This is a genomic window from Burkholderia sp. IDO3, from assembly GCF_003366075.1.
GTDB lineage: Bacteria > Pseudomonadota > Gammaproteobacteria > Burkholderiales > Burkholderiaceae > Burkholderia > Burkholderia anthina.
The window spans coordinates 3284192-3307523 of sequence record NZ_CP028963.1; the positions used below are offsets into that span (position 1 = coordinate 3284192).

Genomic DNA, 23332 nt, shown 5'->3' on the forward strand with positions numbered 1-23332 from the left:
GTCCTTGCCGGTTACAGCTCGACGCTGGACAGCGCCGGTTCGAGGGCCGCCTTCGGCAGCTTCGCGCGCCGCTCGGGCGGCAGCGCCTGCAGGGCGCGGCGCCCGCGCAGCCCCAGGAAATATTCGTGGATGAACGGATGGTCGACGTTCGCGACCTCCTCGACGGGTGCTGCGACCAGCACCTTGCGGTCGGCCAGCACCGCCACGCGCGTCGACAGCGCGACCATCGTGTCGAGATCGTGCGTCACCATCACGACCGTCAGCCCGAGCGTGCGATGCAGCGTCGCGATCAGCTCGACGAATTCGTCGGAGGCCTGCGGGTCGAGCCCGGCGGTCGGCTCGTCGAGAAACAGCAGCTCGGGCTCGAGCGCGATCGCGCGCGCGATGCCGACCCGCTTGATCATCCCGCCCGACAGCGCGGCCGGCATCTTCGACGCGTGCTTGCACGGCAGCCCGACCATCTCGAGCTTCAGCATCACGATGTCGTGCAGCAGGTCGGGCGGCACGCGGCCGAGCTCGCGCAACGGCTGCGCGACGTTGTCGAACACCGTCATCGACGAGAACAGCGCGCCCTGCTGGAACAGCATCCCGGAACGCGTGCGCATCATCCGCGCGCTCGCGTCGTCGATCGTCGACGTGTCTTGGCCGAACACCTTGATCGTGCCCGACGTCGGCCGCTCGAGGCCGAGAATCTGCCGCACCAGCGTCGTCTTGCCCGAACCCGAGCCGCCGACGACCGCCACGATCTCGCCGCGCCGCACGTCGAAATCGAGCTTCTGGTGAACGACGTTGCGCCCGTAGCGCTTGGTCAGGTTGCGCACCTCGATCACGAGGTCGTCGCCGCGCACCTCGGCGGCCGGCGGCGTGCCGGCCGATCCGGCGCCGACGGCCGCCGCATGGGCAGTCGCGGCACCGGCCACCGCGGCATCGGCCGCCGTTTCTTTCGACGCGTTCATCCGAGCCCCACGTTCTGGAACAGGATCGCGAACACGGCGTCGGCCAGGATCACGATCGTGATCGACGTGACGACCGACGTCGTCGTCCCCTGGCCGAGGCTCTGCGAGTTCGCCTTGATCCGGAAACCGAAATGGCACGCGACCAGCGCGATCAGCATGCCGAACACGACGCCCTTGCCAACGCCGATGTACAGATTCGCGATCGGCACGACGCCCGGCAGCGAGCGCACGAAGTAATTGACGTCGATGCCGAGCACCATCTTCGCGGCGAGCGCGCCGCCCGTCAGCGCGATGATGTTGGTCCACATCACGAGCAGCGGCATCGCGACACCCAGCGCGAGCACGCGCGGCAGGATCAGCCGCAGCCCGTGCGGGATGCCCATCACGCGCATCGCGTCGAGCTCCTCGGTCACGCGCATCACGCCGATCTGCGCGGTGATCGCCGACCCGGAGCGGCCCGCGACGAGGATCGCCGACAGCACGGGCCCGAGCTCGCGGATCACCGACAGCCCGAGGATGTTCACGATGTAGCGGTTCGCGCCGAACATCTGCAACTGCTGCGCGGACAGATAGCTGAGCACGATGCCGATCAGGAACGCGACCAGCGCGGTGATCGGCAGCGCCTGCGCGCCGGCGCTGTAGATGTTCGCCGACGTTTCCTTCCACGGCATCGTCTGCGGGCGGCGCAGCACCGACAGCGCGTCGAGGATCACGAGGCCGAACATCGCGATGCCGCCCTGCAGGTGTTCGCCGAACGAGAAGATCGTCTGGCCGAGCCGCGTGACGGGATCGACGCGCACGATGCGCTCGGGCGCCTCGCGCTCGCTGTCGAGGCGTTCGATGCGCTCGAAGATGGTGCGCTGCGTCGCGCTCAGCGCGACACCGTCCGGCAGCTTGCGGCCCCATACGCGCCACAGCGCCTGACCGCCGACGTGGTCGAGCCGTTCGATACCCGACAGATCCCATTCGCTCACGCGCCCGGACGCGATGCCCGCAACGCGGCGCGCAACCGCGCCGCGATTGCGCGCGAGCGCGAGCGCAGTCCATTGGCCGTACAGGCGCACCGTCTGGCCCTGACCGCCGGCGTCGACCGACAGGCCGGGAGGAGTCTCGAAGTCCAAAGGCGGGTTGTTTGCAAAAGGATGACAGCGGCCATTGTAGCGAACCGTCCGGCGCCGCGACGTGAGGATTTCCGTCAGGGCGCGCGGCCGGGAGCGGCAGGCGTCGACACCCGCCGCGGACCGCCGCATCGTTCGCCGCGCGCCCACCTTTCATTCTTCCGTCATGTTTCCTTTCGATACTCTCACGCGCCGCACCTCAGGCCGTCGGCGCCCGCGCCGCCATCTCGCGGCGCGCCTCGCGATTCGTCGCGACTCATAGAACAGAACACCGAACAGGACAATCGATGCGTCTCCCCCCGCTTTCCCGCCGCCGCGTGACCGGCGCCGCCGCGCTCGCCAGCCTCGCCTTCGCCCTCGCCGGTTGCGGCGGCGACGACGTCGCCTCGCCGTCATCGTCGCAGCCGCAGGCCCAGGCCCCCGCCGGCACGACCGCCACGCTCGCGCTGCTCGAGACGACCGACCTGCACACCAACGTGCTGTCGTACGACTATTTCAAGCTCGCCGCGGACGACTCGCTCGGTTTCGAACGCGTGTCGACGCTGATCGCGCAGGCGCGCGCGCAGTACCCGAACACGCTGCTGCTCGACAACGGCGACACGATCCAGGGCACCGCGCTGTCGGACTACCAGGCGCTCGTGAAGCCGGTCGGCTGCGACCAGACGCTCGCGATCTACAAGGTGATGAACGCCGCGAAGTTCGACGGCGGCGGCATCGGCAACCACGAGTTCAACTACGGGCTGCCGTACCTGTCGCAGGTGACCGGCAACACGTTCGACGTCGACGGGCTGCCGGCCCCCGCGCAGCAGAAGAAGTGCGCGGGCCCGAACTTCCCGCAGGTGCTCTCGAACGTGATCAGCGCGAAGACCAACGCACCGCTGTTCACGCCGTACACGATCCTGACCCGCACGGTAACGGCCGTCGCGCCGGACGGCACGACGGTCAGCGCGCCGGTGAAGATCGGCATCATCGGCTTCACGCCGCCGGCGATCATGAGCTGGGACAAGCGCTGGCTCGACGGCAAGGTCTACACGACGGGCCTGAAGGAAGCAGCCGAGAAGTACATTCCGGAGATGCGCGCGAAGGGCGCCGATCTCGTCGTCGCGATCTCGCACGGCGGCCTCGACGACGCCGCGTATTCGCCGACGATGGAAAACGGCAGTTGGTGGCTGTCGAAGGTGCCCGGCATCGACGCGATGCTGATCGGCCACTCGCACCAGGTGTTCCCGGACGCGAACAGCACGGTCGCGCAGTTCAACCTGCCGGGCGTCGACAAGGTGAAGGGCACCGTCAACGGCGTGCCGACCGTGATGGCGAACTACTGGGGCAAGCATCTCGGCGTAATCAAGCTCGGCCTGAGGTTCGACGGCAAGGCATGGAGCGTCGACAAGTCGCAGACGACCGTCGAGGCGCGGCCGATCCAGAACGCCGACAAGAGCTACGTCGCCGCCGATCCGTCGGTGTCCGCCGCGATCGCCGCCGAACACCAGGCGACCATCGACTACGTGAAGACGCCGATCGGCTCGACCGACTACCGGATGAACTCGTACTTCGCGGACGTCGGCGATCCGGGTGCGATCCAGATCGTCAACGAGGCGCAGGCCGACTACGTGCGGACCTACGTGCAGGCGAACCTGCCGCAATACGCGTCGCTGCCGGTGCTGTCGGTCAGCGCGCCGTTCAAGAGCGGCTTCGGCGGCGGCAGCGACTACACCGACGTCGCGCCGGGCGCGCTCGCGATCAACAACGCGGCCGACCTGTACCTGTATCCGAACACCGTGTACGCGGTGAAGGTGAGCGGCGCCGACGTGAAGAACTGGCTCGAGACGGCCGCGAAGCGCTTCAACACGATCGACCCGACCAAGGCGACCGTGCAGCCGCTCGTCAGCAGCTTCCCCGGCTACAACTTCGACATGTTCACGTCCGCCGATCTCGCATACGAGATCGACGTCACGCAGCCCGTCGGCAGCCGGATCAGGAACCTGACGTACAAGGGCGCGCCGATCGATGCGAACGCGCAGTTCATCGTCGCGACCAACAACTACCGCGCGAGCGGCGGCGGCAACTTCCCGGGCCTCGACGGCAGCAAGACGATCTTCGCGTCGCCCGACGCGAACCGCGACGTGCTGATCGCGTTCGTGAAGCAGCGCGGCAAGATCACGCGCGCGGCCGACGGCGCGCAGCGCAGCTGGCGCTTCACGAAGCTCGCGAGCTCGGTCGCGCACGTGCAGTTCGCGTCGGCACCCAACCGGCTCGGCGACGCCACGTCGGCCGGGCTGACCGGCATCACGCAGGTCGCGGCCGACGACGGCTCCGGCAAGAACCTCGCCGTCTACGAGATCGACCTGACGCAATGACCATGAGACCCGTGATGCAACCGATCCGGACGATGCGGCCGGCCGAAGCCGGCTTCGCCGCCACCGCGCGGCGCCTGCTGCGCGCGAAACTCCCGCCGGCCGCGCTGCTTGCGGCAACCGCCGTGACTGTCGCGGTCGCCGCGGCGGCGACCGGCTGGCGCGCGACCGGCCCCGCGCCGAGCGCCGCGCAGCTCGACGAGTGGCAGGCAATGGTCACGCAGGCCGTCGAGCCGCATGCGCTCGCGCAATTGCGCACCCTCGCGCGGCGCGGGTCGGGCGACGCGCAGGCGGCGCTCGGCATCGCGCTCGTCGATGCGCGCGAGCCGGGGCTGCGCGATGAAGGGCGCGGCTGGCTCGAGACGGCCGTGCAGGACGACGGGAAGGCGGACACGCCGGCCGCGCGGCGTGCGCAGCTCGCGCTCGGCAAGGCGCTGCTGCTCGGCAGCGGCGACATCCCGAAGGACTATGCGCGCGCCCGCGTCCTGCTCGGCGAAGCAGCCGAGCATGGCGATCCGGCGGCCGCGTATTACCTCGGGCTGATCTATCGCAGCGGCTACGGCACCGCCGCCGATCCCGTGCAGGCCGCGCACTGGTTCGATCTCGCATCGCGTGCGGACATCCCGGCCGCGGACTTCATGCTCGCGAACGCGTACCGCGACGGCAGCGGCGTGCCGCGCGACGAGGCGCGCGCGCTCGCGCTGTATCACCGTGCGGCGGAACACGAGTTGCCGGAAGCCGTGCAGACGCTCGCAATGGCGTATCGCAACGGCGAGCTGGGGCTCAAGCCCGATGCGGACGAATTCCACGCGCAGTGGATCGAGACCGCGCATGCGTTGAAGCATCCGGTGGTGGCGCCGTGACGGTGTTTCGGTAGCTCGGGGGGGAATGCGCGGCGGCGGCACGAACCGCGCGCAGGCGTGCTAGCGAGTTTCGGACAGTTCGCATGGGTTATCGCAACCATCCGATGAACACGCCGGAATGAACTCAAGCTCCACTTGGTTGCGCTCGCCCGGCGGGACAACGGAGTTACTTCGCCATATTTTAGATTCGACATGAATTCGATCTTTCGAAACACCGAGATCGAGCAGATACGCCTGGACAGCGATCGCCCGGTTACGGGCGATCGCAATTGCATCACGCTCATGCTCATCGGAATATCCGTAGATCACGACGGGACCGTTGTTCGCGGCACTGTTCCGAACAGTAATCAACAAGCTGGCTAGGGCCACCCTGTCGACATTCGAAATGGTCACGGCGCCGTGCTCGAGCTTACTCGAATATTGCAATGCAAAACTGCAAGCAAACGCAGCACTTGAAGCACACAGCGCCACAAGACTAATCGACGCACAGGATATACCACGCAATATTGTCTGCATTTCTAATTGCCATTGCTGGATTTTCCTTAGCGAGCCGCTTGCTGAGGAATTGTCCATAGGTGTTCTTGTAGTCAAGCGCTCCGAACGTATCAAGAAAATGAGCGCATTCGTGAACAATGGTAAGTTGCATCGAGGAAAATGTGCCTGCACTCGTGTCTGGCAGCTCACAGAACTTGGGGGTAATCGATATCGTATGCGTTGCAGTATCGGGACCGCAAACGTGCGCAACCTCTCCAGCTAGATTCTTGGTATTGGGCGTACATCCCAGTGCCCTATCAAGTTCGGGATCGGAGCGAACGAAATTCCTTGCCGCCAATCCATTCATGACCGTAACCAGGGCGGCCAACCCATTCGTCAGCACACTTCGAATAGGCTCGTCGGCTATCCCAAACCACTCCCTGACTCTTGCCCGTGCGGGCCCTTTCCAGGCATCAAGCTCGTCAATTCGCTGCGCGATTATTTTCACGGCGTCGTCGCGTAAAGTCAGGACTCTCGTACGAAATTCCGCATCGGTCATGTTTTCACAGATTGGTGGTTCGTCGACGGCCAGTAAAAGTTCCACCTTCGAGCCATGCACGGTGTTTGTCACTGCTGAGTCGTGTACAGTCACGTACTCGTAGTCATCATGCGGCATCGTTCTTCTCGACTATCTCGATTCTCAGTTTCTCCGCGCAGCGCGTAGCAACGCGCTGTGTATGCCCTGTACTATCGGTCGTGCCACTGAAGAGCTCGCCGGAACTGGTATGTATTCGGTATGACACACGGGCCAAAGGCCGCCCGGTCTTCGCGTTTTTCAATACATACTGCTCGTCGTATTCAGCATCAGCAATTGGCCGGTGCGAAATTCCATTTCCTGGTTCTTTCGGCTCAACCGCAGACGTGTGGCCGACAAACATCCTCATACCTCGCTCGGCATGGAAGACAGGCGGCGGATTGCACCCGCATGCATTGACATCTCCGCTCAACGCCCATGGCTGGCCATTTGGCGCTCTGCCAGGCAACCTCGGGCCTTTCGGCGAGACAAACCCTTCCTGCATACAGGCCGAGCAATAGGTTTTCATGTAGAGCGTGGCGATCTGCACGCGTGGCGGTGGATTGGAACACGTGACGGACTCCAACCCCTCCGTAATCGTGGCACTGCCACCCCGATCGCCTCTGGCGAGGAAATAGCGGATCATGCTGCGCCACCTCGACCCATCGCGCTCCGCCGGTTTTCGTCAACGACAGCGCCCCTCGCTGCAAATCCGGCGGCTGTCGACCTGCCGGTAATGCCTCCGTCTCCTCGCGGCATACGCCGACAGACGACCGCCAAAGCAATCCTTGGTAACGCGTGCCCGCTACGACTCATCTGAATTTCCTTTCATCATTGATTGGCGAAACACTCGCTGTTCCAAAATGCGCGATTGGAATAGGAGAATCAATCAGACGAATTCGAAATCCTAATCAGTCGACGTCGGTCGATTATGGTTTCCCGATAGGCATTCCAAAAACGCGAAAGGTACTGTTTTACGTGTGTCGATGCGCCTTCGCCAGGATGCACGCCCGCCCAGAGGAGCAACGGTACATTCGCGCTTAATGCGTTACACCGATCGCCGCTCATACTTCAAACAGATCGATCACCGCCTCCTTACCGACGCGCCCCGCCCCCCCTGTCGCTACAATAGCCCCCATGAACGCCCCCACCTCCTCCGACACGCCCGATTCCGGCGACGCGCACATCGCGCGCAACCGGCTCGAGGCGCACCTGGATGCCGCGCCGCGCGCGTGGCCGCTCGATATCGTCGCCGCCACCGGCTCGACCAACGCCGACGTCGCGACCCGCCTCAAGGCGCTGCCGCGCACCGCGAACGCGCTGCCCGCGCCGCTCGTGCGCGTCGCGTTCGAGCAGACGGCCGGCCGCGGCCGGCAAGGCCGTCCGTGGTTCGCGCAGCCCGGCAACGCGCTGCTGTGCTCGGTCGGCTGCATCGTGCCGCGCTCCGTCGACGCGCTCGGCGGCCTGAGCATCGCGATCGGCGTCGCGCTCGCGGAAGGGCTCGCGGCGCTGCCGCTCGACGCCGGCACGCGCGTCGCGCTCAAATGGCCGAACGACCTGCTGCTGACGGCCATCGACGACGGCACGCCGCGCATCGTCGGCAAGCTCGCCGGGATCCTGATCGAAACCGTCTGGACCGCCGCCAACGCGACCGCCGTCGTGATCGGCTTCGGCATCAACGTGCGCGGCGCGGAAGCCGTCGCCGCGCAGGTCGACGCGCTGCGCGCGCGCGAAGCGACGCTCGCGAGCGGGTTGCCGCCGGCCGCGCTGTCGGCCGCGTGCGCATCGGCGAACCTCACCGACACGCTCGCCGCCGCACTGAACGCCCTGACACCCGCGCTCGCGCAGTTCGGGACCGACGGGCTCGCACCGTTCCTGCCGCGCTGGCACGCGCTGCACGCGTATGCAGGGCGCGAAGTCGTGCTGCTCGAACAGGGCGTCGAACGCGTGCGCGGCATCGCGACCGGCATCGACACAACCGGCCAGCTGCTGCTCGACACGCCGGACGGCATGCAGGCGATCGCGGCCGGCGACGTGTCGCTGCGCGAAGCACAATGAGCGAACCGCATCTGCTGATCGACGCCGGCAACAGCCGAATCAAGTGGGCGCTCGCCGACGCGCAGCGCACGCTCGTCGACACGGGCGCGTTCGGCCATACGCGTGACGGCGGCGCCGATCCCGACTGGTCGAGCCTGCCGCGTCCGCGCGGCGCCTGGATCTCGAACGTCGCGGGCGCCGACGTGGCCGCGCGACTGGACGCATTGCTCGACGCACGCTGGCCGAGCCTGCCGCGCACGACGATACGCTCGCGTCCCGTGCAGTGCGGCGTGACGAACGGCTATACGACGCCCGAACAGCTCGGCAGCGACCGCTGGGCCGGCCTGATCGGCGCGCGCGCGGCGTTCCCGGACGAACACGTGCTGATTGCGACGTTCGGCACCGCGACGACGCTCGAGGCACTGCGTGCGGACGGCCGCTTCACTGGCGGGCTGATCGCGCCGGGCTGGGCGCTGATGATGCGCGCGCTCGGCACGCACACCGCGCAGTTGCCGACGCTCACCACCGACATCGCGAGCGGGCTGCTCGCGGGCGCGCAGGCCGAACCGTTCCAGGTCGATACGCCGCGCTCGCTGTCGGCCGGCTGCCTGTATGCGCAGGCGGGGCTGATCGAGCGCGCGTGGCGCGATCTCGTCGAGGCATGGCAGGCGCCGGTTCGGCTCGTGCTGGCCGGCGGCGCGGCCGACGACGTCGCGCGTGCGCTGCCGCTGCCGCATACGCGGCACGACGCGCTGATCCTGTCGGGACTCGCGCTGATTGCCGCGGAAACGGCGGCGCAGGATTGACGGAAAGCGGCCGGCATCGCGCCGGCGGCACGGCCGAAAGCCCGTGCCGCGAGTTTCGCCACGATGACGGCAGGCCTGCCCCCATGCAGACGGATGCACACGGCAGCGCGCACACGCGGCCGGGCCGCCGCGAACGATCCGTCGGCCGCAATGAAAAAGCCGGCCAGACGGCCGGCCCGACGGGACTGAATGGTGGAACGACTGACCAACGACGAGGAGTATCGACGATGCTGCGCTGGCTGATCGCTGTTCTCTTTCTCGCCAACCTGCTCGCGTTCGTGCTGGTGCGCGGCGTGTTCTGGCCGCTGCCGGCAGCGGGCCCGCGCGAACCGGGCGTGCTATCCCGGCAAGTACAGCCCGACGCGCTGCGCGCGACGCCGCTCGCGCAGGCGAGCGATCAACCCGTGATCGGCGGCCCGATCGCCGCGCCGGCCGTCACGGCCGAGCCGCTCGCGGCCTCCGCGCCCTGACGGCGCGACACTCGCGTCAGGACTGCTGCGCGCGCACCTTCTTCAGCAGCGCCGTGGTCGAGCGGTCGTGCTCGAACGGAATCGCGAGCGCCCGCCCGCCCCAGCCGCGCACCAGTGCCGATTCCGGCAGCGCGTCCATGTCGTAGTCGCCGCCCTTCACGAGAATGTCCGGGCGAACGGCATCGATCAGCGACACGGGCGTCTTCTCCTCGAACTTCACGACCCAGTCGACGCTTTCAAGCGCCGCGAGCAGCGCCATCCGGTCTTCCTCGCGGTTGATCGGACGGTCGTCGCCCTTGCCGAGCATGCGCACCGACGCATCGCTGTTCACGCCGACGATCAGGCACGCGCCGAGCGCCCGGGCGTCGGCGAGATACGTGACGTGACCACGGTGCAGGATGTCGAACACGCCGTTCGTGAACACGACGGGCGAAGTCAGCGACGCGCGCAGGGCAACGAGGGCGTCGCGGGTGATCAGCTTGCGTTCGAAGGTAGCGGGCATGACGGAGGTCGGGTGGAGTAAGCGATGCGCGTCGCGACGAAATACGGCGGCGCCAGATAAAAAGCCCGCCGGATGGCCGGGCGGGCTTCATGCGTGGATGCAGCGCGGCGATCGCGACCGGCGCGACTTCACGCCGGGAGCGATGCCTGTCGGCCTCAGGCCGGTTGCGCGGCCGACGACGGGCCGCTTTCGGACTGCAGGCGGCCGGTGACTTCCTTGCGGTAGCGGTTCAGCTCCTGCGCGGTCGCGAACGTGCGCTCGAACAGGATCGACAGGTTGTGCAGGATCCGGTCGACGACCTTCTTTTCCCAGTCGCCGTCGAAGCGGATCTGCTCGTCGAGCCAGCGCTCGAGCCATTCCGGATCCGGCAGGCGCGACTGCACGGTGTCGCGCGGGAACAGCGCCTGGTTCACGTGCAGGTTGGTCGGGTGCAGCGGCTTCTCGGTGCGACGCGCCGACGCCATCAGCACGCCGATCTTCGCGAACGCCGCACGCGCGACGTCGCCGCAGTTGTTCAGCGCCTTCTTCATGTAGCGCAGGTACGCGCCGCCGTGACGTGCTTCGTCGCGCGAGATCGTTTCGTAGATCTGCTTGATGACCGGCTCGGTGTGCCAGTCGGCCGCGCAGCGATACCAGTGGTTCAGGCGGATTTCGCCGCAGAAGTGCAGCATCAGCGTCTCGAGCGGCGGCGCCGGATCGAACTGGAAGCGCACGGCGTGCAACTCTTCCTCGGTCGGCACCATTTCCGGGCGGAAGCGGCGCAGGTATTCCATCAGCACGAGCGAGTGCTTCTGCTCTTCGAAGAACCAGACGCTCATGAACGCGGAGAAGTCGCTGTCATGCTGGTTGTCGCGCAGGAACATCTCCGTCGCGGGCAGCGCCGACCATTCGGTGATCGCGTTCATCTTGATCGTCTTCGCCTGCTCGTCGGTGAGCAGTGAAGCGTCGAACTTGTCCCACGGAATGTCCTTCTCCATGTCCCAGCGGACAGCTTCGAGCGACCTGTAAAGTTCCGGATAAAGCATGGTGTTCATGATGGTCCCACCCCTGTTCTGCGCAATGCGACTTCTCTAAACGTGACTGTTGCCGCGTGGGCGCGCGAGCGCGCTTTTTGCAGCCAAGATTCTAATTTTACGCGTGAATTCGCCCCCCGGACGCGGATTCCACGTCCGGCAGCCGGCGGCCGCGCTGCCGCCTCGTGACACGCCGCAGCCCCGCTCCACTCGAACGGAACCGGCTGCGCGTGCCTGATGTGGGGGCCGGCGCAAGCCGGCTCATTGGCGAGCCCGTCCCCTGCGCCACACGGCTCCCGGACGGGTTCCCGCGCGGCAGCCGGACCGGCGGGCTGCTCGATATGGTATATACGGCGGCGGCCATAATAGCATGCGTACATGTCCGTTCCGAGACGCCGGCCCGGTCGCGCGCCGCCAACCGCGGTGCGGCGATCGGTCGCGGGCAACCGTCGCGAAAATGCAACCCGTCTGTAAGCATGGCGTCCTATGGGTGCATTCGGTGCGCGTCAGACCCGCATTTCGCCGGCCGCGCGACCGCCTTCCGGCGACATGCCGGCCGCCGCCGCGCTGCTGCCGTCGGCATGCGCGATCCAGCCGGCCAGCGTCTCGCGCTGCGCACGCCCGTCGCGGTAGCCGAGCTCGATCAGCTCGCGCGTAAACGCCTCCTCGAACAACAGGTAGCTCGCGAACGACGCGCCGGCAGGCTGGCTGCCGCCGATCGCGCCGAGCAATCCGCGCATCGTCGCCGGCATCTGCTTCAGGTGTTTCGCGGCGATCAGCTCGATGCGCTCGGACGGCGCGATCGCGAGCACGTCGACGTGCCGCCAGCCGCTGTCCACCTCGACCTGGTGCGGCAGGTGCTCGATCATCCGGTTGATGTGCTCGATCCGCTCGATGTCCGAGCCGATCGAATCGAGAAACACGCTGGCGAGCACCTGCTGGCCGATCTGCGCGAGCGTCGGATAGCCGCGCACCAGTCCCGAGCCGTTCGCGGCGGGAATCTCGGGACGCGGATCGGCCGCGCCGATCACGACGATCCGGTCCGCGCCGAAGTGGATCGCCGGCGACAGCGGCGCGACCTGCCGGATCGACCCGTCGCCGAAGTACTCGATCTGCCCGTCGAGCACGAGCGGCACGGCCGGAAACACGAACGGAATGGCCGACGATGCGAGCAGGTGCGACGCCGACAGGTCGACGAGCCGCGCGGTGCGCTGCGCGCGCCGCCAGGCCTGGATCGGTTCGGCGGCCTGGTAGAAGGTCAGGTGCCGGCCGCTCGAATAGCTGAGCGCCGTGATCGAGAGCGCGTGCAGCAGGCGGCTCTCGAGCATCTGCTCGATCCGGTGGAAACTCAGTTCGCGCTGCAGCAGGTGCGCGAGCGGCGCGTTGTCGAGCAGCCCGCGCGGCGAACGGCGCGCCGCCCAGCCGAAGCTCATCGTCGCGAGCCACCGTGCGCCCGCCGCCGCAATGCCGAGCCAGTCGGTGCGATACACGTAGTCGGCGCGCAGCGGCTCCCAGAATTCGAGCAGGCGGCGCACGCCGTGCGAAAAATCGTCCGCGTGGCTTGCGACCGACGTCGCGTTGATCGCACCGGCCGACGAGCCGCACACGACCGCGAACGGCAGCGTGTGCCGGTGCGGATCGGCCTCGCGCGCGATCTCGGCCAGCGCCTTCAGCACGCCGACCTGGTAGGCGGCGCGTGCGCCGCCTCCCATCAGAACGAGCGCGAGCCGCATGATCGACCTGCTACCGGGTTCGCGTCACGTCGAGCGTTTCGGCGGACGGGTTGCCGGCGACGAAGCAGCCGCCGCGCGCGCCGCGGCCGAGCCGGCCGGCTTCGCGCGCTTCGCCGCGGGCTTGCGCGGCGCGGCCGCTGCAGCCGCCGCGGCCGGTGCAGGCTGCTCGGCCTGCGCCGGGCCGGCCGTCGAAGCCGGCGGCGCTTCGCCCGGCGCGGCGGGCTGCGCGCCCGGCTGCGTCATCGCGAGGCTCGCGAGCTGATTGAACTGCGCTTGCAGCAGGTTCCACCAGCCGGACGGATCGAACGCCTGCTGCGCGGCATCGCCTGCGGGCGGCGCGTCCGCGGCGCCCGCCGCGGCATCCGGTGCGGGCGGTGCATCGGCGCGCGGCGCGGACGCCGCCTGCGCGGCCGCGACAGCGGCCTCTTCGGCCGCCGACATCGAACTTTGCGCGAATGCGCCGAACGCGCGCAGCGTCGCGAGCGTCGCTCGCTGCACCTCGAGCGCCTGGATCGCCGACTGCAGCATCCCGAGATTGAGCTTGAGCCACTGCTCGACCGCGCGCAGATCGGTGATCCGCTTGTCGAGCTCCTCGACGCTCGTGAGCGGCGCCATCATGTCGGACATGCTCGACAGCGACGGCGGCAGCCCCGATGCGGCGCCGGGAAACGACGCCATGCCGCCGCCGAACGGCGACATCCGCATCATGTCCCACATCCGGTCGAGCATGTCGGCAGGCTTGAAACCGGCAAAGCCGGCGAAAGGATTGGAACCGGAAGCATCGGTGGTCATACGGGCATCCTGTTTGACTGGGGGAGCAAGGCGGCCGGCGCGCGGCGCACAGCCGCCTCTGGTTCGATCATAGCGCGCACCCGAACGGCACGTCAGAACGGTGCGTCGCCGCGGAAGTCGGGCGGACGCCGCTCGCGCAGCGAGCGGATGCCCTCCTGCACGTCGGGCCCGGAGAAGCCCATGAATTCGAGCGCGAGCGACGTATCGAACGTCGGCCCGGCCGAGCGCAGCCAGTTGTTCAGCGCGTACTTGGTCCAGCGGATCGCCGGCTGCGAACCGTGCGCGAGCCGCTCGGCGACTTCGTATGCCTTCGGCAGCAGGTCGGCCGGCTCGACCGCGAGCGACACGAGGCCGATGCGCTCGGCCTCCTCGCCGCTCACCGGCTCGCACAGCAGCAGGTAGTACTTCGCCTTCGCCATCCCGCACAACAGCGGCCACACGATCGCGGCATGATCGCCGGCCGCGACGCCGAGCCGCGTATGGCCGTCGATGATGCGCGCATCCTTCGCGGCGATCGAGATGTCGGCGAGCAGCCCCGCGACGAGGCCCGCGCCGACGGCCGGCCCGTGCATCGCCGACACGATCGGCTTGCTGCAGTTGATCACGTTGTAGACGAGGTCGCGCGCTTCGCGCCACACGCGGGCGCGCACGTCGAAGTCGTTCGCCATCGCCTCGACGAGTGCGAGATCGCCGCCCGCCGAAAAGCCCTTGCCCTCGCCGCGGATCACCGCGACGCGCGTGTCGGGATCGCGATCGACGTCGCGCCAGATGTCGGCGAGCTCGCGATGCATGCGCGCGTTCGCGGTCGCGAGGCCGCTGCGGTTCGCGCCCTCCCCGCTCATCACGATGTCGAGCACGCCATGATCGCGGCGCGTCACTTTCAGTGCTTCGTAACCGCCGTATGCGGCGAGATCGGCCATGCGCAGCTCCCGGGTTCCTGAAATGCGTCGAACGTTTGAAACGCCTGAATCGAGTGTAGCCAAGCCCGCGCGGGCAAACATCGGGCGAAACCCGGCGCGCGGGCCGAAGCCGGGCTTCGCATGGGCATCAGGCCGCGCCGTCGGGCGGCGCGACCGACTGCTCGATCGCGCCGAAGATCGACTTGCCGGCCGCATCGAACATCTCGATGCGCACGGTGTCGCCATAGCGCATGAATTCGGTCTGCGGCGCGCCGTGCTCGATCGTCTCGAGGCAGCGCTTCTCGGCGATGCAGCAGTAGCCGCGCTTCGCATCCTTGTTCGACACCGTGCCCGAGCCGACGATCGAGCCGGCACGCAGGTTGCGCGTCTTCGCCGCGTGCGCGATCAGCTGGCCGAAGTGGAACACCATGTCGGTGCCCGCGTCGGGCTGGCCGACCTTCCTGCCGTTCCAGTGGACGATCATCGGCCGGTGCACGCGGCCGTCCTCCCATGCGTCGCCGAGCTCGTCCGGCGTCACGGCGACCGGCGCGAACGCGGTGGCGGGCTTGCTCTGGAAGAAACCGAATCCCTTCGCGAGTTCGGCCGGAATCAGGTTGCGCAACGACACGTCGTTCACGAGCGTGACGAGCCGCACGGCCTTCAGTGCGTCGTCGGGCGACGCGCTCATCCGCACGTCGCCGGTGATCACCGCGACCTCGGCCTCGAAATCGATGCCCCATTCCTCGGACGGGCACACGACGTCGTCGCGCGCGCCGAGGAAGTCGTCGCTGCCGCCCTGGTACATCAGCGGATCGGTCCAGAATTCCGGCGGCATCTCGGCGCCGCGCGCGCGCCGCACGAGCTCGACGTGGTTCACGTACGCGGAGCCGTCGGCCCACTGGAACGCGCGCGGCAACGGCGCCATGCAGTTCGCCGCGTCGAACGCGAACGCATTGCGCGCGCGGCCGTGGTTCAGCGCGTCGTACAGGTCGCGCAGTTGCGGCGCGTAGAACGCCCAGTCGTCGAGGACGCGCTGCAGCGTCGGCGCGATCGCATCGGCGATCGCCGCGGTGTGCAGGTCGCGCGACACGACGATCAGCTGGCCGTCGCGCGTGCCGTCCTTCAGCGATGCAAGTTTCATGGGGTATCTGCCGTTGTAGTGACGATGGAGGGAATCTATTTTACGATGGTGAATCCGTGCGGCGCGCCACGATCGCGCATGCCGTTTTCGCCCCGACCCTTGCCGCATTTTCGCGCCCCGTTGCCCATGCCCGCCAGCCCGCTTCCCGACGACGATCTCGCCGACTCCGATACCGACGATGCCGGCTCCGGCGACGGCGGCGAAGGCGGCGAAAAGGTTCGCTCCGGCATTCAGTCGATCGAGGTCGGCTTTCGCCTGCTCGACGTGCTGACGAGCGAGCCGCGCGCGATGATGCTGCGCGACCTCGCGCAGCGTGCAGGCATGAGCCCTGCGAAGGCGCACCGCTATCTGGTGAGCTTCTCGCGGCTCGGCGTCGTGTCGCAGGATCCCGTCTCGGGCCGCTACGAGCTCGGCGGCTTCGCGCTGCAGATGGGGCTTGCGCGGCTCGCGCGCGTCGACGGCGTGAAGCTCGCGCGGATCGCGCTGACCGAGTTGCGTGACCGCGTCGACCAGACGGTCGGCATCGCGGTGTGGGGCAACCAGGGGCCGACGATCGTGCACTGGATGGAATCGAGCCACCCTGCGAAGGCGTCGCTCAAGCTCGGCGACGTGATGCCGCTGCTCGGCTCCGCGACGGGCCTGCTGTTCGCCGCGTACCTGCCGCGCAGCAAGACCGCCGCGATGCTCGAGCGCGAACTCGCCGATACGCGCCGCTCGCCGCATCACGGCGGCCCGCGCACGCTCGACGAAGTCGATGCGGTGCTCGCCGACGTGCGCGCGCATCAGGCCGCGCGCGTCGAAGGGATGCTGCTGCCGACCGTCCATGCGTTCTGCATGCCCGTGTTCGACGCGGTCGGCGAACTCGCGCTCGCCGTCGTCGCGCTCGGCCAGGAAGGCTCGTTCGACATCGCCTGGGGCGGCGAGATGGATACGGCGCTGCGCGCATGCGCGCAAAAACTGTCGTACGAACTCGGCTATAGTCCGGACGCGCGCGACGCCTGACCCGCGACGCGCGCGACACCCGAGCGAAATCCGCGTGATGCGCCGCGAACGCGCGGGGCATCACGCGGTCCGATTCGTGTGCCGCGCAGCGCGCGGTGCGCCGCGACCGCCCCAACCCTGTTCCGATTCGCCGATGCCGCCTGCCGACACCCGTTCCCGTCACGCCCTGCCCCGCCACTGGCTGCGCGCGGGCGTCGCGCTCGTCGTCGTGCTGGTGCTGCACGCGCTCGCGGCGTTGTGGCTGACGCGCAATCGCGAATCGTTCACGCCGCCCGCGCCCGCCGAGGTGCCGGTGCAGATCGAACTGCTGAAGCCGCAGCCGATCGAGCGCCAGCCCGCGCCGAAGCCGGCAGCGCACCCGGCCGAACCTGCGCCGGCGAAACGCCCGCCCGCCGCGCCGAAGCCCGCACCGGCGCGGGAACCCGTCCTCACGTCGACCCAAACGGCCGAGCACGGCGAACCGCCGCCGGCCGCCGCCTCCGCCGCGAGCGGCACGGCAGGCGCGTCGGACGCGCAGGCGGCGTCGGCCGGCGCGGCGAGCGGCGCCGCGACGCCGGGGCCCGCCACGCACGGCGTGAAGTTCTCCGCGCCGCCATCGGGCGACCTGCAGTACGACACGTTCTACAACGGGATGCAGAACATGATCGGCACGATCCACTGGCGCACCGACGGACGAACCTACGACCTGTCGGTATCGATGCCGGTGCCGTTCGTCGGCCCGTTCACGTATCGCAGCGAAGGCCGGATCGACGCATTCGGCGTCGCGCCCGACCGTTACGTCGAAAAGCGCGGCCGGCGCCCCGAGGACATCGCGATCTTCAACCGGGAAATCCATCAGGTCGTCTTCACGCGCACGCCGAACAACGCGCCGCTGCCCGACGGCGTGCAGGATCGCTTCAGCATGCTGATGCAGCTGTCGGGGCTCTTGCGCGGCAATCCGTCCGCGTACAAGCCGGGCGTCACGCAGCAGTTCTTCGTGATCGACAACAACAGCGGCGAAACCTGGCCGATCACCGTGATCGGCGACGAGGACGTGCAGACCCAGACCGGTATCGTCAGGGCCCGACACTTCATGCGCCTGCCGCGCCGCGACGGCGACACGCGCCGCATCGACATGTGGCTCGCGCCGTCGCTCGGCTGGCTGCCCGCGCGGCTCGTGCAGACGGAGCCGAACGGCGCGCAAATCGAGCTGCTGTGGCACGGCACGCTGGCACCGCCGGGTGTACCCTCTGGAGGTGGAGTCGACAGCGATGCAACGAGCGGGTCCGCGAGTACGCTGGCACCGGCCACGCCGGCCGCACAACCGGCGCAACCCGGGGCACAACCCGCGCCGCCGGCCGCCGGGCAACCGCCCGCGCCACCGGCTGCAACGCCTGCGTCGTCGCCGGCCGGGCCGTGAATGCGACAAATCGGCAATTTCGACCGATTAAAGCGCTGACGAAAATGGCCGATGACACTCTTTAACAACTATTTCAGTACACCGGACGACAATAAGAAACGTTTGATAGACATCGGCTTCTAACCGATACACCCCACGCAAACGGGAGACCGGGGTGTGCAGCGCAAGCCCCTTGAAACCGGCAAGGCCTGCCCCATCTACGGGACAACAAGGCCAGATGCCACTGCGAAGAGGAGTGCCGCCATGCAAATGATCTACAACAGCCCCAACTACTGCGTCGTCGAATTTGCGCCGCAGGCCGGTCACCATCTGATGAATGCCGGCGGATACGAAATCGTCGACAAGAACGCGCAGCGCGAGATCTTCATCGACGGCGAACTTGCCGAGCGATTCCGCGCACACGTGAAACAGCTGATCGAAGACGAACCGTCGCTCGACGAAGTGGACGAATTCCTCGGACAGTTCGACAGCCTGATGATGATGCCGGTCGTCCTGCACTGAACCCTGAGCGGCCCGGCACGGCGCCGGGCCATTCGCCGCGCCGCTGGCGCGGTGCCGCGAGCACTCCGATCCAAGCCCCCGCCCGGTTCGCCGGCGGGGGTTTTCGTTTGGTGCGGCCGGCACGCGGCAAAGCCGCGGCCTCGTGGCAAGGACAACGCCCGTGCGTGCGTGCGCGCCGCGCCGCCGCAGCCGCGCAACCCGCGCGCCACGCCACGCCGCGCGAGGCCGGGCGGCGCCCCGGCGCACCGGCTACAATGACGGTTTTCCCGTCTTCGCCGGTTTCCCTCCATGTCTGCGACCCCTCTCGCCGCTTCCGCCCCGCTCGACGCGCCCTACACGCGCGGCGCCGAACTGCCTGCGCTGCTGAAATCGCGCATCCTGATCCTCGACGGCGCGATGGGCACGATGATCCAGCGCTACAAGCTCGACGAGGCCGCGTATCGCGGCGAGCGCTTCAAGGACTTCCCGCGCGACATCAAGGGCAACAACGAGCTGCTGTCGCTCACGCAGCCGCAGATCATCCGCGAGATCCACGACCAGTACTTCGCGGCCGGCGCCGACATCGTCGAAACCAACACGTTCGGCGCGACGACGGTGGCACAGGCCGACTACGAGATGGAAGACCTCGTCGTCGAGATGAACATCGAATCGGCGAAGCTCGCGCGCGAATCGGCCGCGAAATACACGACGCCGGACAAGCCGCGCTTCGTCGCGGGCGCGATCGGGCCGACGCCGAAGACGGCGAGCATCTCGCCGGACGTCAACGACCCGGGCGCGCGCAACGTCACGTTCGACGAGTTGCGCACGTCGTACTACCAGCAGGCGAAGGCGCTGCTCGACGGCGGCGTCGACCTGTTCCTGGTCGAGACGATCTTCGACACGCTGAACGCGAAGGCCGCGCTGTTCGCGCTCGACGAACTGTTCGAGGACACCGGCGAACGCCTGCCGATCATGATCTCGGGCACCGTCACCGACGCCTCGGGCCGCATCCTGTCGGGCCAGACGGTCGAGGCGTTCTGGAATTCGCTGCGCCACGCGAAGCCGCTCACGTTCGGCCTGAACTGCGCACTCGGCGCGGCGCTGATGCGCCCGTACATCGCCGAGCTCGCGAAGCTGTGCGACACCTACGTGTCGTGCTACCCGAACGCGGGCCTGCCGAACCCGATGGCCGAAACCGGCTTCGACGAAACGCCGGACATCACGTCGGGCCTGCTGAAGGAATTCGCGCAAGCCGGGCTCGTGAACCTCGCGGGCGGCTGCTGCGGCACGACGCCCGAGCACATCGCCGAGATCGCGAAGGCGCTCGCCGACGTGAAACCGCGCCGCTGGCCGAGCCAGTACAGCGACGCCGCCTGACCGACCGCCTCAACGCCCGCCCTACCTCATACGAATTCGCACCGCCATGACCGATCACATGATGCGCCTTGCCGGCCTCGAGCCGTTCAACGTCACATCCGGGACGCTTTTCATCAACGTCGGCGAACGCACCAACGTCACCGGCTCGAAGGCGTTCGCGCGGATGATCCTCAACGGCCAGTTCGACGAGGCGCTCGCCGTCGCGCGCCAGCAGGTCGAGAACGGCGCGCAGGTGATCGACATCAACATGGACGAGGCGATGCTCGATTCGAAGGCGGCGATGGTGCGCTTCCTGAATCTGATCGCGTCGGAGCCGGACATCGCGCGCGTGCCGATCATGATCGACTCGTCGAAGTGGGACGTGATCGAGGCCGGCCTCAAATGCGTGCAGGGCAAGGCGATCGTGAACTCGATCTCGCTGAAGGAAGGCGAGGAAGCGTTCCGCCACCACGCGAACCTGATCCGCCGCTACGGTGCGGCGGCGGTCGTGATGGCGTTCGACGAAACGGGCCAGGCCGATACCTACGAACGCAAGACCGAGATCTGCAAGCGCTCGTACGACTTCCTCGTGAACGAAGTCGGCTTCCCGCCGGAAGACATCATCTTCGACCCGAACATCTTCGCGGTCGCGACCGGCATCGAGGAGCACAACAACTACGCGGTCGACTTCATCGAGGCGACCCGCTGGATCAAGCAGCACCTGCCGTACGCGAAGGTGAGCGGCGGCGTGTCGAACGTGTCGTTCTCGTTCCGCGGCAACGACCCGGTGCGCGAGGCGATCCACACCGTGTTCCTGTACCACGCGATCCAGGCGGGGATGGACATGGGCATCGTCAACGCGGGCCAGCTCGGCGTGTACGCCGATCTCGACGCGGAGCTGCGCGAGCGCGTCGAGGACGTGATCCTGAACCGCCGCGACGACTCCACCGACCGGCTCCTCGAAATCGCCGACAAGTTCAAGGCGGGCGGCGCGAAGAAGGAAGAGAACCTCGAGTGGCGCAACCAGCCGGTCGAGAAGCGGCTCTCGCACGCGCTCGTGCACGGCATCACGACCTTCATCGTCGAGGATACCGAAGAGGTGCGCGCGAAGATCGCCGCGGCGGGCGGCCGCCCGATCAACGTGATCGAAGGCCCGCTGATGGACGGGATGAACATCGTCGGCGACCTGTTCGGCCAGGGCAAGATGTTCCTGCCGCAGGTCGTGAAGTCGGCGCGCGTGATGAAGCAGGCCGTCGCGCACCTGATCCCGTTCATCGAGGAAGAAAAGCGCCTGCTCGCGGAAGCGGGCGGCGACGTGCGCGCGAAGGGCAAGATCGTCATCGCGACCGTGAAGGGCGACGTGCACGACATCGGCAAGAACATCGTGTCGGTCGTGCTCCAGTGCAACAACTTCGAAGTGGTCAACATGGGCGTGATGGTCCCGTGCAACGAGATCCTCGCGAAGGCGAAGGTCGAAGGCGCGGACATCATCGGGCTGTCGGGCCTCATCACGCCGAGCCTCGAGGAAATGGCGTACGTCGCATCCGAAATGCAGCGCGACGACTACTTCCGCGTGAAGAAGATTCCGCTGCTGATCGGCGGCGCGACGACCTCGCGCGTGCACACGGCCGTGAAGATCGCGCCGCACTACGAAGGCCCGGTCGTCTACGTGCCCGATGCATCGCGCTCGGTATCGGTCGCATCGAACCTGCTGTCGGACGAAGGCGCGACGAAGTATCTCGACGAGCTGAAGTCCGACTACGCGCGCATCCGCGACCAGCACGCGAACCGCAAGCAGCAGCCGATGGTCACGCTCGCCGACGCGCGCGCGAACAAGACCAAGGTGGACTGGGCCGGCTACACGCCGGTCAAGCCGAAGTTCATCGGCCGCCGCGTGTTCAAGAACTACGACCTGAACGAGCTCGCGAACTACATCGACTGGGGCCCGTTCTTCCAGACCTGGGATCTCGCCGGCCCGTACCCGGCGATCCTGAACGACGAGATCGTCGGCGAATCGGCGCGGCGCGTGTTCTCCGACGCGAAGTCGATGCTCGCGCGCCTGATCCAGGGCCGCTGGCTGACCGCGAACGGCGTGATCTCGCTGCTGCCGGCCAACACGGTCAACGACGACGACATCGAGATCTATACCGACGAGACGCGCTCGGAAGTGCTGCTCACATGGCGCAACCTGCGCCAGCAGAGCGTGCGGCCGGTGGTCGACGGCGTGATGCGCCCGAACCGCTCGCTCGCCGACTTCATCGCGCCGAAGGCGTCGGGTGTGGCCGACTACATCGGGATGTTCGCGGTGACGGCCGGCCTCGGCGTCGACGTGAAGGAAAAGCAGTTCGAAGCCGATCACGACGACTACAGCGCGATCATGCTGAAAGCGCTCGCGGACCGCTTCGCGGAAGCGTTCGCCGAAGCGCTGCATGCGCGCGTGCGCCGCGAGCTGTGGGGCTACGCGAGCGGCGAGACGCTCGACAACGACGCGCTGATCGCGGAAAAGTACGCGGGCATCCGCCCGGCGCCGGGCTACCCGGCCTGCCCCGACCACCTCGTGAAGCGCGACATGTTCGCCGCGCTGCATGCGGAGGAGATCGGGATGAGCGTGACCGATTCGCTGGCGATGCTGCCGGCCGCGAGCGTGTCGGGCTTCTATCTGGCGCACCCGGACAGCCGGTATTTCTCGGTCGGGAAAATCGGGCAGGATCAGCTCGACGACTACGCGCAGCGCATGGCGCTGTCGCTGGACGACGCGCGCCGCGCACTCGCGCCGCAGCTCTGATCGCTCCCCGGGCAGCCGCCCGTTTGGTCAGACGAAAAGAAAAAGCCCGCTCGAAAGCGGGCTTTTTCTGCGGTGCGAACCTGCGTCCCGCGGGCAGCGGGGCTCAGAAGCCCCAGTGCACGTCGGCCTGGCCGGCCTTCGCTTCGCGCAGCATCATCAGGAACGGCGCGACCCGCTGCGCCAGGTTCGGCGGCAGTTCGTGGTGCGCGTGGTCGTCGTCGTCCTCGTGGAAATGGCCGGCGTGCTCGGCGCGTTCCTGCTTGGCCTGGGCAACCGCCCCTTCCAGCTTCGCGATCGCACCGTCCAGTTCGTCGTGCGTAATGACGCCGCGTTCGCCCAGCTGCTTGCCGACGAGGCTCAGCACGTACACGGCGAAATCCTTCAGCACATCGAGATCCTGTGCCGCCTTGCTCTTGAACGTAATCATGACAATTCCCTTTTCATCTTGTTGTGCCCGCGCGGCGCGGTTGGGGAACGCCGGCAGGCCGGCGTCCGGCCTTCGCGGACGCGGGGCGCCTGATCGGCATATTAGCACCTGTTAAAATTCTGCGATCCCTGAAACGCGCGCCCGAAAAGCG

General features: G+C 67.7%; 22 protein-coding genes. 10 read left to right on the forward strand and 12 right to left on the reverse strand.

The window, feature by feature from the left end; genetic code table 11:
• Positions 1 to 11: 11 nt before the first annotated feature.
• Both DCN14_RS30105 and DCN14_RS30110 read right to left on the reverse strand, forming a co-directional pair.
• Positions 12 to 956 carry an ABC transporter ATP-binding protein gene (locus DCN14_RS30105; protein WP_096507447.1) on the reverse strand — a complete coding sequence of 315 codons (945 nt, stop codon included), beginning with the start codon at positions 954 to 956 and terminating at the stop codon, positions 12 to 14.
• Complete coding sequence (locus tag DCN14_RS30110; RefSeq protein WP_096507448.1) at positions 953 to 2077, reverse strand: ABC transporter permease; 1125 nt, start codon at positions 2075 to 2077, stop codon at positions 953 to 955. Before DCN14_RS30110 ends, DCN14_RS30105 begins: the two co-directional genes overlap by 4 nt.
• 284 nt (positions 2078 to 2361) lie before the next feature.
• Here DCN14_RS30110 and DCN14_RS30115 point away from each other — a divergent pair, with 284 nt between their 5' ends.
• The gene (locus DCN14_RS30115) at positions 2362 to 4431 is read left to right on the forward strand and encodes a bifunctional 2',3'-cyclic-nucleotide 2'-phosphodiesterase/3'-nucleotidase (RefSeq protein ID WP_096507449.1); all 2070 of its coding nucleotides are present in this window, start codon (positions 2362 to 2364) and stop codon (positions 4429 to 4431) included.
• 14 nt (positions 4432 to 4445) lie between these two features.
• Positions 4446 to 5291 carry a tetratricopeptide repeat protein gene (locus DCN14_RS30120; protein WP_096507450.1) on the forward strand — a complete coding sequence of 282 codons (846 nt, stop codon included), beginning with the start codon at positions 4446 to 4448 and terminating at the stop codon, positions 5289 to 5291.
• 60 nt (positions 5292 to 5351) lie between these two features.
• Here the strand turns inward: DCN14_RS30120 and DCN14_RS38140 are convergent, their stop codons facing one another.
• The 3 genes from DCN14_RS38140 to DCN14_RS30135 all read right to left on the reverse strand — a co-directional run bounded on the left by DCN14_RS38140 (position 5352) and on the right by DCN14_RS30135 (position 6985).
• The gene (locus DCN14_RS38140) at positions 5352 to 5684 is read right to left on the reverse strand and encodes an OmpA family protein (RefSeq protein ID WP_162826255.1); all 333 of its coding nucleotides are present in this window, start codon (positions 5682 to 5684) and stop codon (positions 5352 to 5354) included.
• 82 nt (positions 5685 to 5766) lie between these two features.
• The gene (locus DCN14_RS30130) at positions 5767 to 6441 is read right to left on the reverse strand and encodes a M35 family metallo-endopeptidase (RefSeq protein ID WP_096507452.1); all 675 of its coding nucleotides are present in this window, start codon (positions 6439 to 6441) and stop codon (positions 5767 to 5769) included.
• Positions 6431 to 6985, reverse strand: coding sequence for a hypothetical protein (locus DCN14_RS30135; protein WP_096507453.1), 555 nt, complete (start codon positions 6983 to 6985; stop codon positions 6431 to 6433). Before DCN14_RS30135 ends, DCN14_RS30130 begins: the two co-directional genes overlap by 11 nt.
• Positions 6986 to 7476: 491 nt before the next feature.
• Between DCN14_RS30135 and DCN14_RS30140 the strand changes: the two genes are divergently transcribed.
• The 3 genes from DCN14_RS30140 (at position 7477) to DCN14_RS30150 (ending at position 9652) form a co-directional block, all read left to right on the forward strand.
• Positions 7477 to 8397, forward strand: a complete 921-nt coding sequence (locus tag DCN14_RS30140; RefSeq protein WP_096507454.1) for a biotin--[acetyl-CoA-carboxylase] ligase — start codon at positions 7477 to 7479, stop codon at positions 8395 to 8397.
• Positions 8394 to 9182: a type III pantothenate kinase gene (locus DCN14_RS30145; RefSeq protein WP_096507455.1), complete on the forward strand. Its 789-nt coding sequence runs from the start codon at positions 8394 to 8396 to the stop codon at positions 9180 to 9182. Before DCN14_RS30140 ends, DCN14_RS30145 begins: the two co-directional genes overlap by 4 nt.
• Positions 9183 to 9409: 227 nt before the next feature.
• Entirely contained in the window at positions 9410 to 9652 is a 243-nt protein-coding gene (locus DCN14_RS30150; RefSeq protein ID WP_096507456.1) for a hypothetical protein, read from the forward strand.
• A 16-nt stretch (positions 9653 to 9668) separates the two neighbouring features.
• On the opposite strand, the gene rfaE2 is transcribed toward DCN14_RS30150, so the two are convergent.
• The 6 genes from rfaE2 to DCN14_RS30185 all read right to left on the reverse strand — a co-directional run bounded on the left by rfaE2 (position 9669) and on the right by DCN14_RS30185 (position 15732).
• On the reverse strand, positions 9669 to 10154 hold the full coding sequence (rfaE2, locus tag DCN14_RS30155; RefSeq protein WP_096507457.1) for a D-glycero-beta-D-manno-heptose 1-phosphate adenylyltransferase: 486 nt from the start codon (positions 10152 to 10154) through the stop codon (positions 9669 to 9671).
• A 155-nt stretch (positions 10155 to 10309) separates the two neighbouring features.
• Positions 10310 to 11188 carry a diiron oxygenase gene (locus DCN14_RS30160; RefSeq protein ID WP_096507458.1) on the reverse strand — a complete coding sequence of 293 codons (879 nt, stop codon included), beginning with the start codon at positions 11186 to 11188 and terminating at the stop codon, positions 10310 to 10312.
• A 485-nt stretch (positions 11189 to 11673) separates the two neighbouring features.
• On the reverse strand, positions 11674 to 12900 hold the full coding sequence (locus DCN14_RS30170) for a patatin-like phospholipase family protein (RefSeq protein WP_096507459.1): 1227 nt from the start codon (positions 12898 to 12900) through the stop codon (positions 11674 to 11676).
• A 24-nt stretch (positions 12901 to 12924) separates the two neighbouring features.
• Entirely contained in the window at positions 12925 to 13692 is a 768-nt protein-coding gene (locus tag DCN14_RS30175) for a PhaM family polyhydroxyalkanoate granule multifunctional regulatory protein (protein ID WP_115531462.1), read from the reverse strand.
• Between the two features lie 92 nt (positions 13693 to 13784).
• A complete protein-coding gene (locus DCN14_RS30180; RefSeq protein WP_096509057.1) occupies positions 13785 to 14612 on the reverse strand; it encodes an enoyl-CoA hydratase/isomerase family protein in 828 nt (275 codons plus the stop codon).
• A 127-nt stretch (positions 14613 to 14739) separates the two neighbouring features.
• Positions 14740 to 15732 carry a fumarylacetoacetate hydrolase family protein gene (locus DCN14_RS30185; RefSeq protein WP_096509056.1) on the reverse strand — a complete coding sequence of 331 codons (993 nt, stop codon included), beginning with the start codon at positions 15730 to 15732 and terminating at the stop codon, positions 14740 to 14742.
• A gap of 126 nt (positions 15733 to 15858) precedes the next feature.
• Between DCN14_RS30185 and DCN14_RS30190 the strand changes: the two genes are divergently transcribed.
• From DCN14_RS30190 to metH, 5 genes are all read left to right on the forward strand, one after another.
• A complete protein-coding gene (locus tag DCN14_RS30190; RefSeq protein ID WP_162826256.1) occupies positions 15859 to 16734 on the forward strand; it encodes an IclR family transcriptional regulator in 876 nt (291 codons plus the stop codon).
• Positions 16735 to 16867: 133 nt separating this feature from the next.
• Entirely contained in the window at positions 16868 to 18133 is a 1266-nt protein-coding gene (locus tag DCN14_RS30195) for a DUF3108 domain-containing protein (protein ID WP_115531463.1), read from the forward strand.
• A gap of 243 nt (positions 18134 to 18376) precedes the next feature.
• A complete protein-coding gene (locus DCN14_RS30205; RefSeq protein WP_006477667.1) occupies positions 18377 to 18634 on the forward strand; it encodes a DUF3567 domain-containing protein in 258 nt (85 codons plus the stop codon).
• A gap of 288 nt (positions 18635 to 18922) precedes the next feature.
• Positions 18923 to 19990: a homocysteine S-methyltransferase family protein gene (locus DCN14_RS30210; protein WP_096508234.1), complete on the forward strand. Its 1068-nt coding sequence runs from the start codon at positions 18923 to 18925 to the stop codon at positions 19988 to 19990.
• A gap of 46 nt (positions 19991 to 20036) precedes the next feature.
• A complete protein-coding gene (gene metH / locus DCN14_RS30215) occupies positions 20037 to 22754 on the forward strand; it encodes a methionine synthase (RefSeq protein ID WP_162826257.1) in 2718 nt (905 codons plus the stop codon).
• Positions 22755 to 22857: 103 nt separating this feature from the next.
• On the opposite strand, the gene DCN14_RS30220 is transcribed toward metH, so the two are convergent.
• Positions 22858 to 23181: a DUF1840 domain-containing protein gene (locus DCN14_RS30220; protein ID WP_096508235.1), complete on the reverse strand. Its 324-nt coding sequence runs from the start codon at positions 23179 to 23181 to the stop codon at positions 22858 to 22860.
• Positions 23182 to 23332: the final 151 nt, after the last annotated feature.

Bases quoted from the DNA above. Each gene is read 5' to 3' on its own strand.
- DCN14_RS30150 (WP_096507456.1), top strand. From the start codon at position 9,410: ATGCTGCGCTGGCTGATCGCTGTTCTCTTTCTCGCCAACCTGCTCGCG.
- DCN14_RS30105 (WP_096507447.1), bottom strand. From the start codon at position 956: ATGAACGCGTCGAAAGAAACGGCGGCCGATGCCGCGGTGGCCGGTGCC.
- rfaE2 (WP_096507457.1), bottom strand. From the start codon at position 10,154: ATGCCCGCTACCTTCGAACGCAAGCTGATCACCCGCGACGCCCTCGTT.
- DCN14_RS30115 (WP_096507449.1), top strand. From the start codon at position 2,362: ATGCGTCTCCCCCCGCTTTCCCGCCGCCGCGTGACCGGCGCCGCCGCG.
- DCN14_RS30160 (WP_096507458.1), bottom strand. From the start codon at position 11,188: ATGAACACCATGCTTTATCCGGAACTTTACAGGTCGCTCGAAGCTGTC.
- DCN14_RS30130 (WP_096507452.1), bottom strand. From the start codon at position 6,441: ATGCCGCATGATGACTACGAGTACGTGACTGTACACGACTCAGCAGTG.
- DCN14_RS30170 (WP_096507459.1), bottom strand. From the start codon at position 12,900: ATGCGGCTCGCGCTCGTTCTGATGGGAGGCGGCGCACGCGCCGCCTAC.
- DCN14_RS30185 (WP_096509056.1), bottom strand. From the start codon at position 15,732: ATGAAACTTGCATCGCTGAAGGACGGCACGCGCGACGGCCAGCTGATC.
- DCN14_RS30180 (WP_096509057.1), bottom strand. From the start codon at position 14,612: ATGGCCGATCTCGCCGCATACGGCGGTTACGAAGCACTGAAAGTGACG.
- DCN14_RS30175 (WP_115531462.1), bottom strand. From the start codon at position 13,692: ATGACCACCGATGCTTCCGGTTCCAATCCTTTCGCCGGCTTTGCCGGT.
- DCN14_RS30145 (WP_096507455.1), top strand. From the start codon at position 8,394: ATGAGCGAACCGCATCTGCTGATCGACGCCGGCAACAGCCGAATCAAG.
- DCN14_RS30210 (WP_096508234.1), top strand. From the start codon at position 18,923: ATGTCTGCGACCCCTCTCGCCGCTTCCGCCCCGCTCGACGCGCCCTAC.
- DCN14_RS30190 (WP_162826256.1), top strand. From the start codon at position 15,859: ATGCCCGCCAGCCCGCTTCCCGACGACGATCTCGCCGACTCCGATACC.
- DCN14_RS30120 (WP_096507450.1), top strand. From the start codon at position 4,446: ATGCAACCGATCCGGACGATGCGGCCGGCCGAAGCCGGCTTCGCCGCC.
- DCN14_RS30220 (WP_096508235.1), bottom strand. From the start codon at position 23,181: ATGATTACGTTCAAGAGCAAGGCGGCACAGGATCTCGATGTGCTGAAG.
- DCN14_RS30205 (WP_006477667.1), top strand. From the start codon at position 18,377: ATGCAAATGATCTACAACAGCCCCAACTACTGCGTCGTCGAATTTGCG.
- DCN14_RS30140 (WP_096507454.1), top strand. From the start codon at position 7,477: ATGAACGCCCCCACCTCCTCCGACACGCCCGATTCCGGCGACGCGCAC.
- DCN14_RS30195 (WP_115531463.1), top strand. From the start codon at position 16,868: ATGCCGCCTGCCGACACCCGTTCCCGTCACGCCCTGCCCCGCCACTGG.
- metH (WP_162826257.1), top strand. From the start codon at position 20,037: ATGACCGATCACATGATGCGCCTTGCCGGCCTCGAGCCGTTCAACGTC.
- DCN14_RS30135 (WP_096507453.1), bottom strand. From the start codon at position 6,985: ATGATCCGCTATTTCCTCGCCAGAGGCGATCGGGGTGGCAGTGCCACG.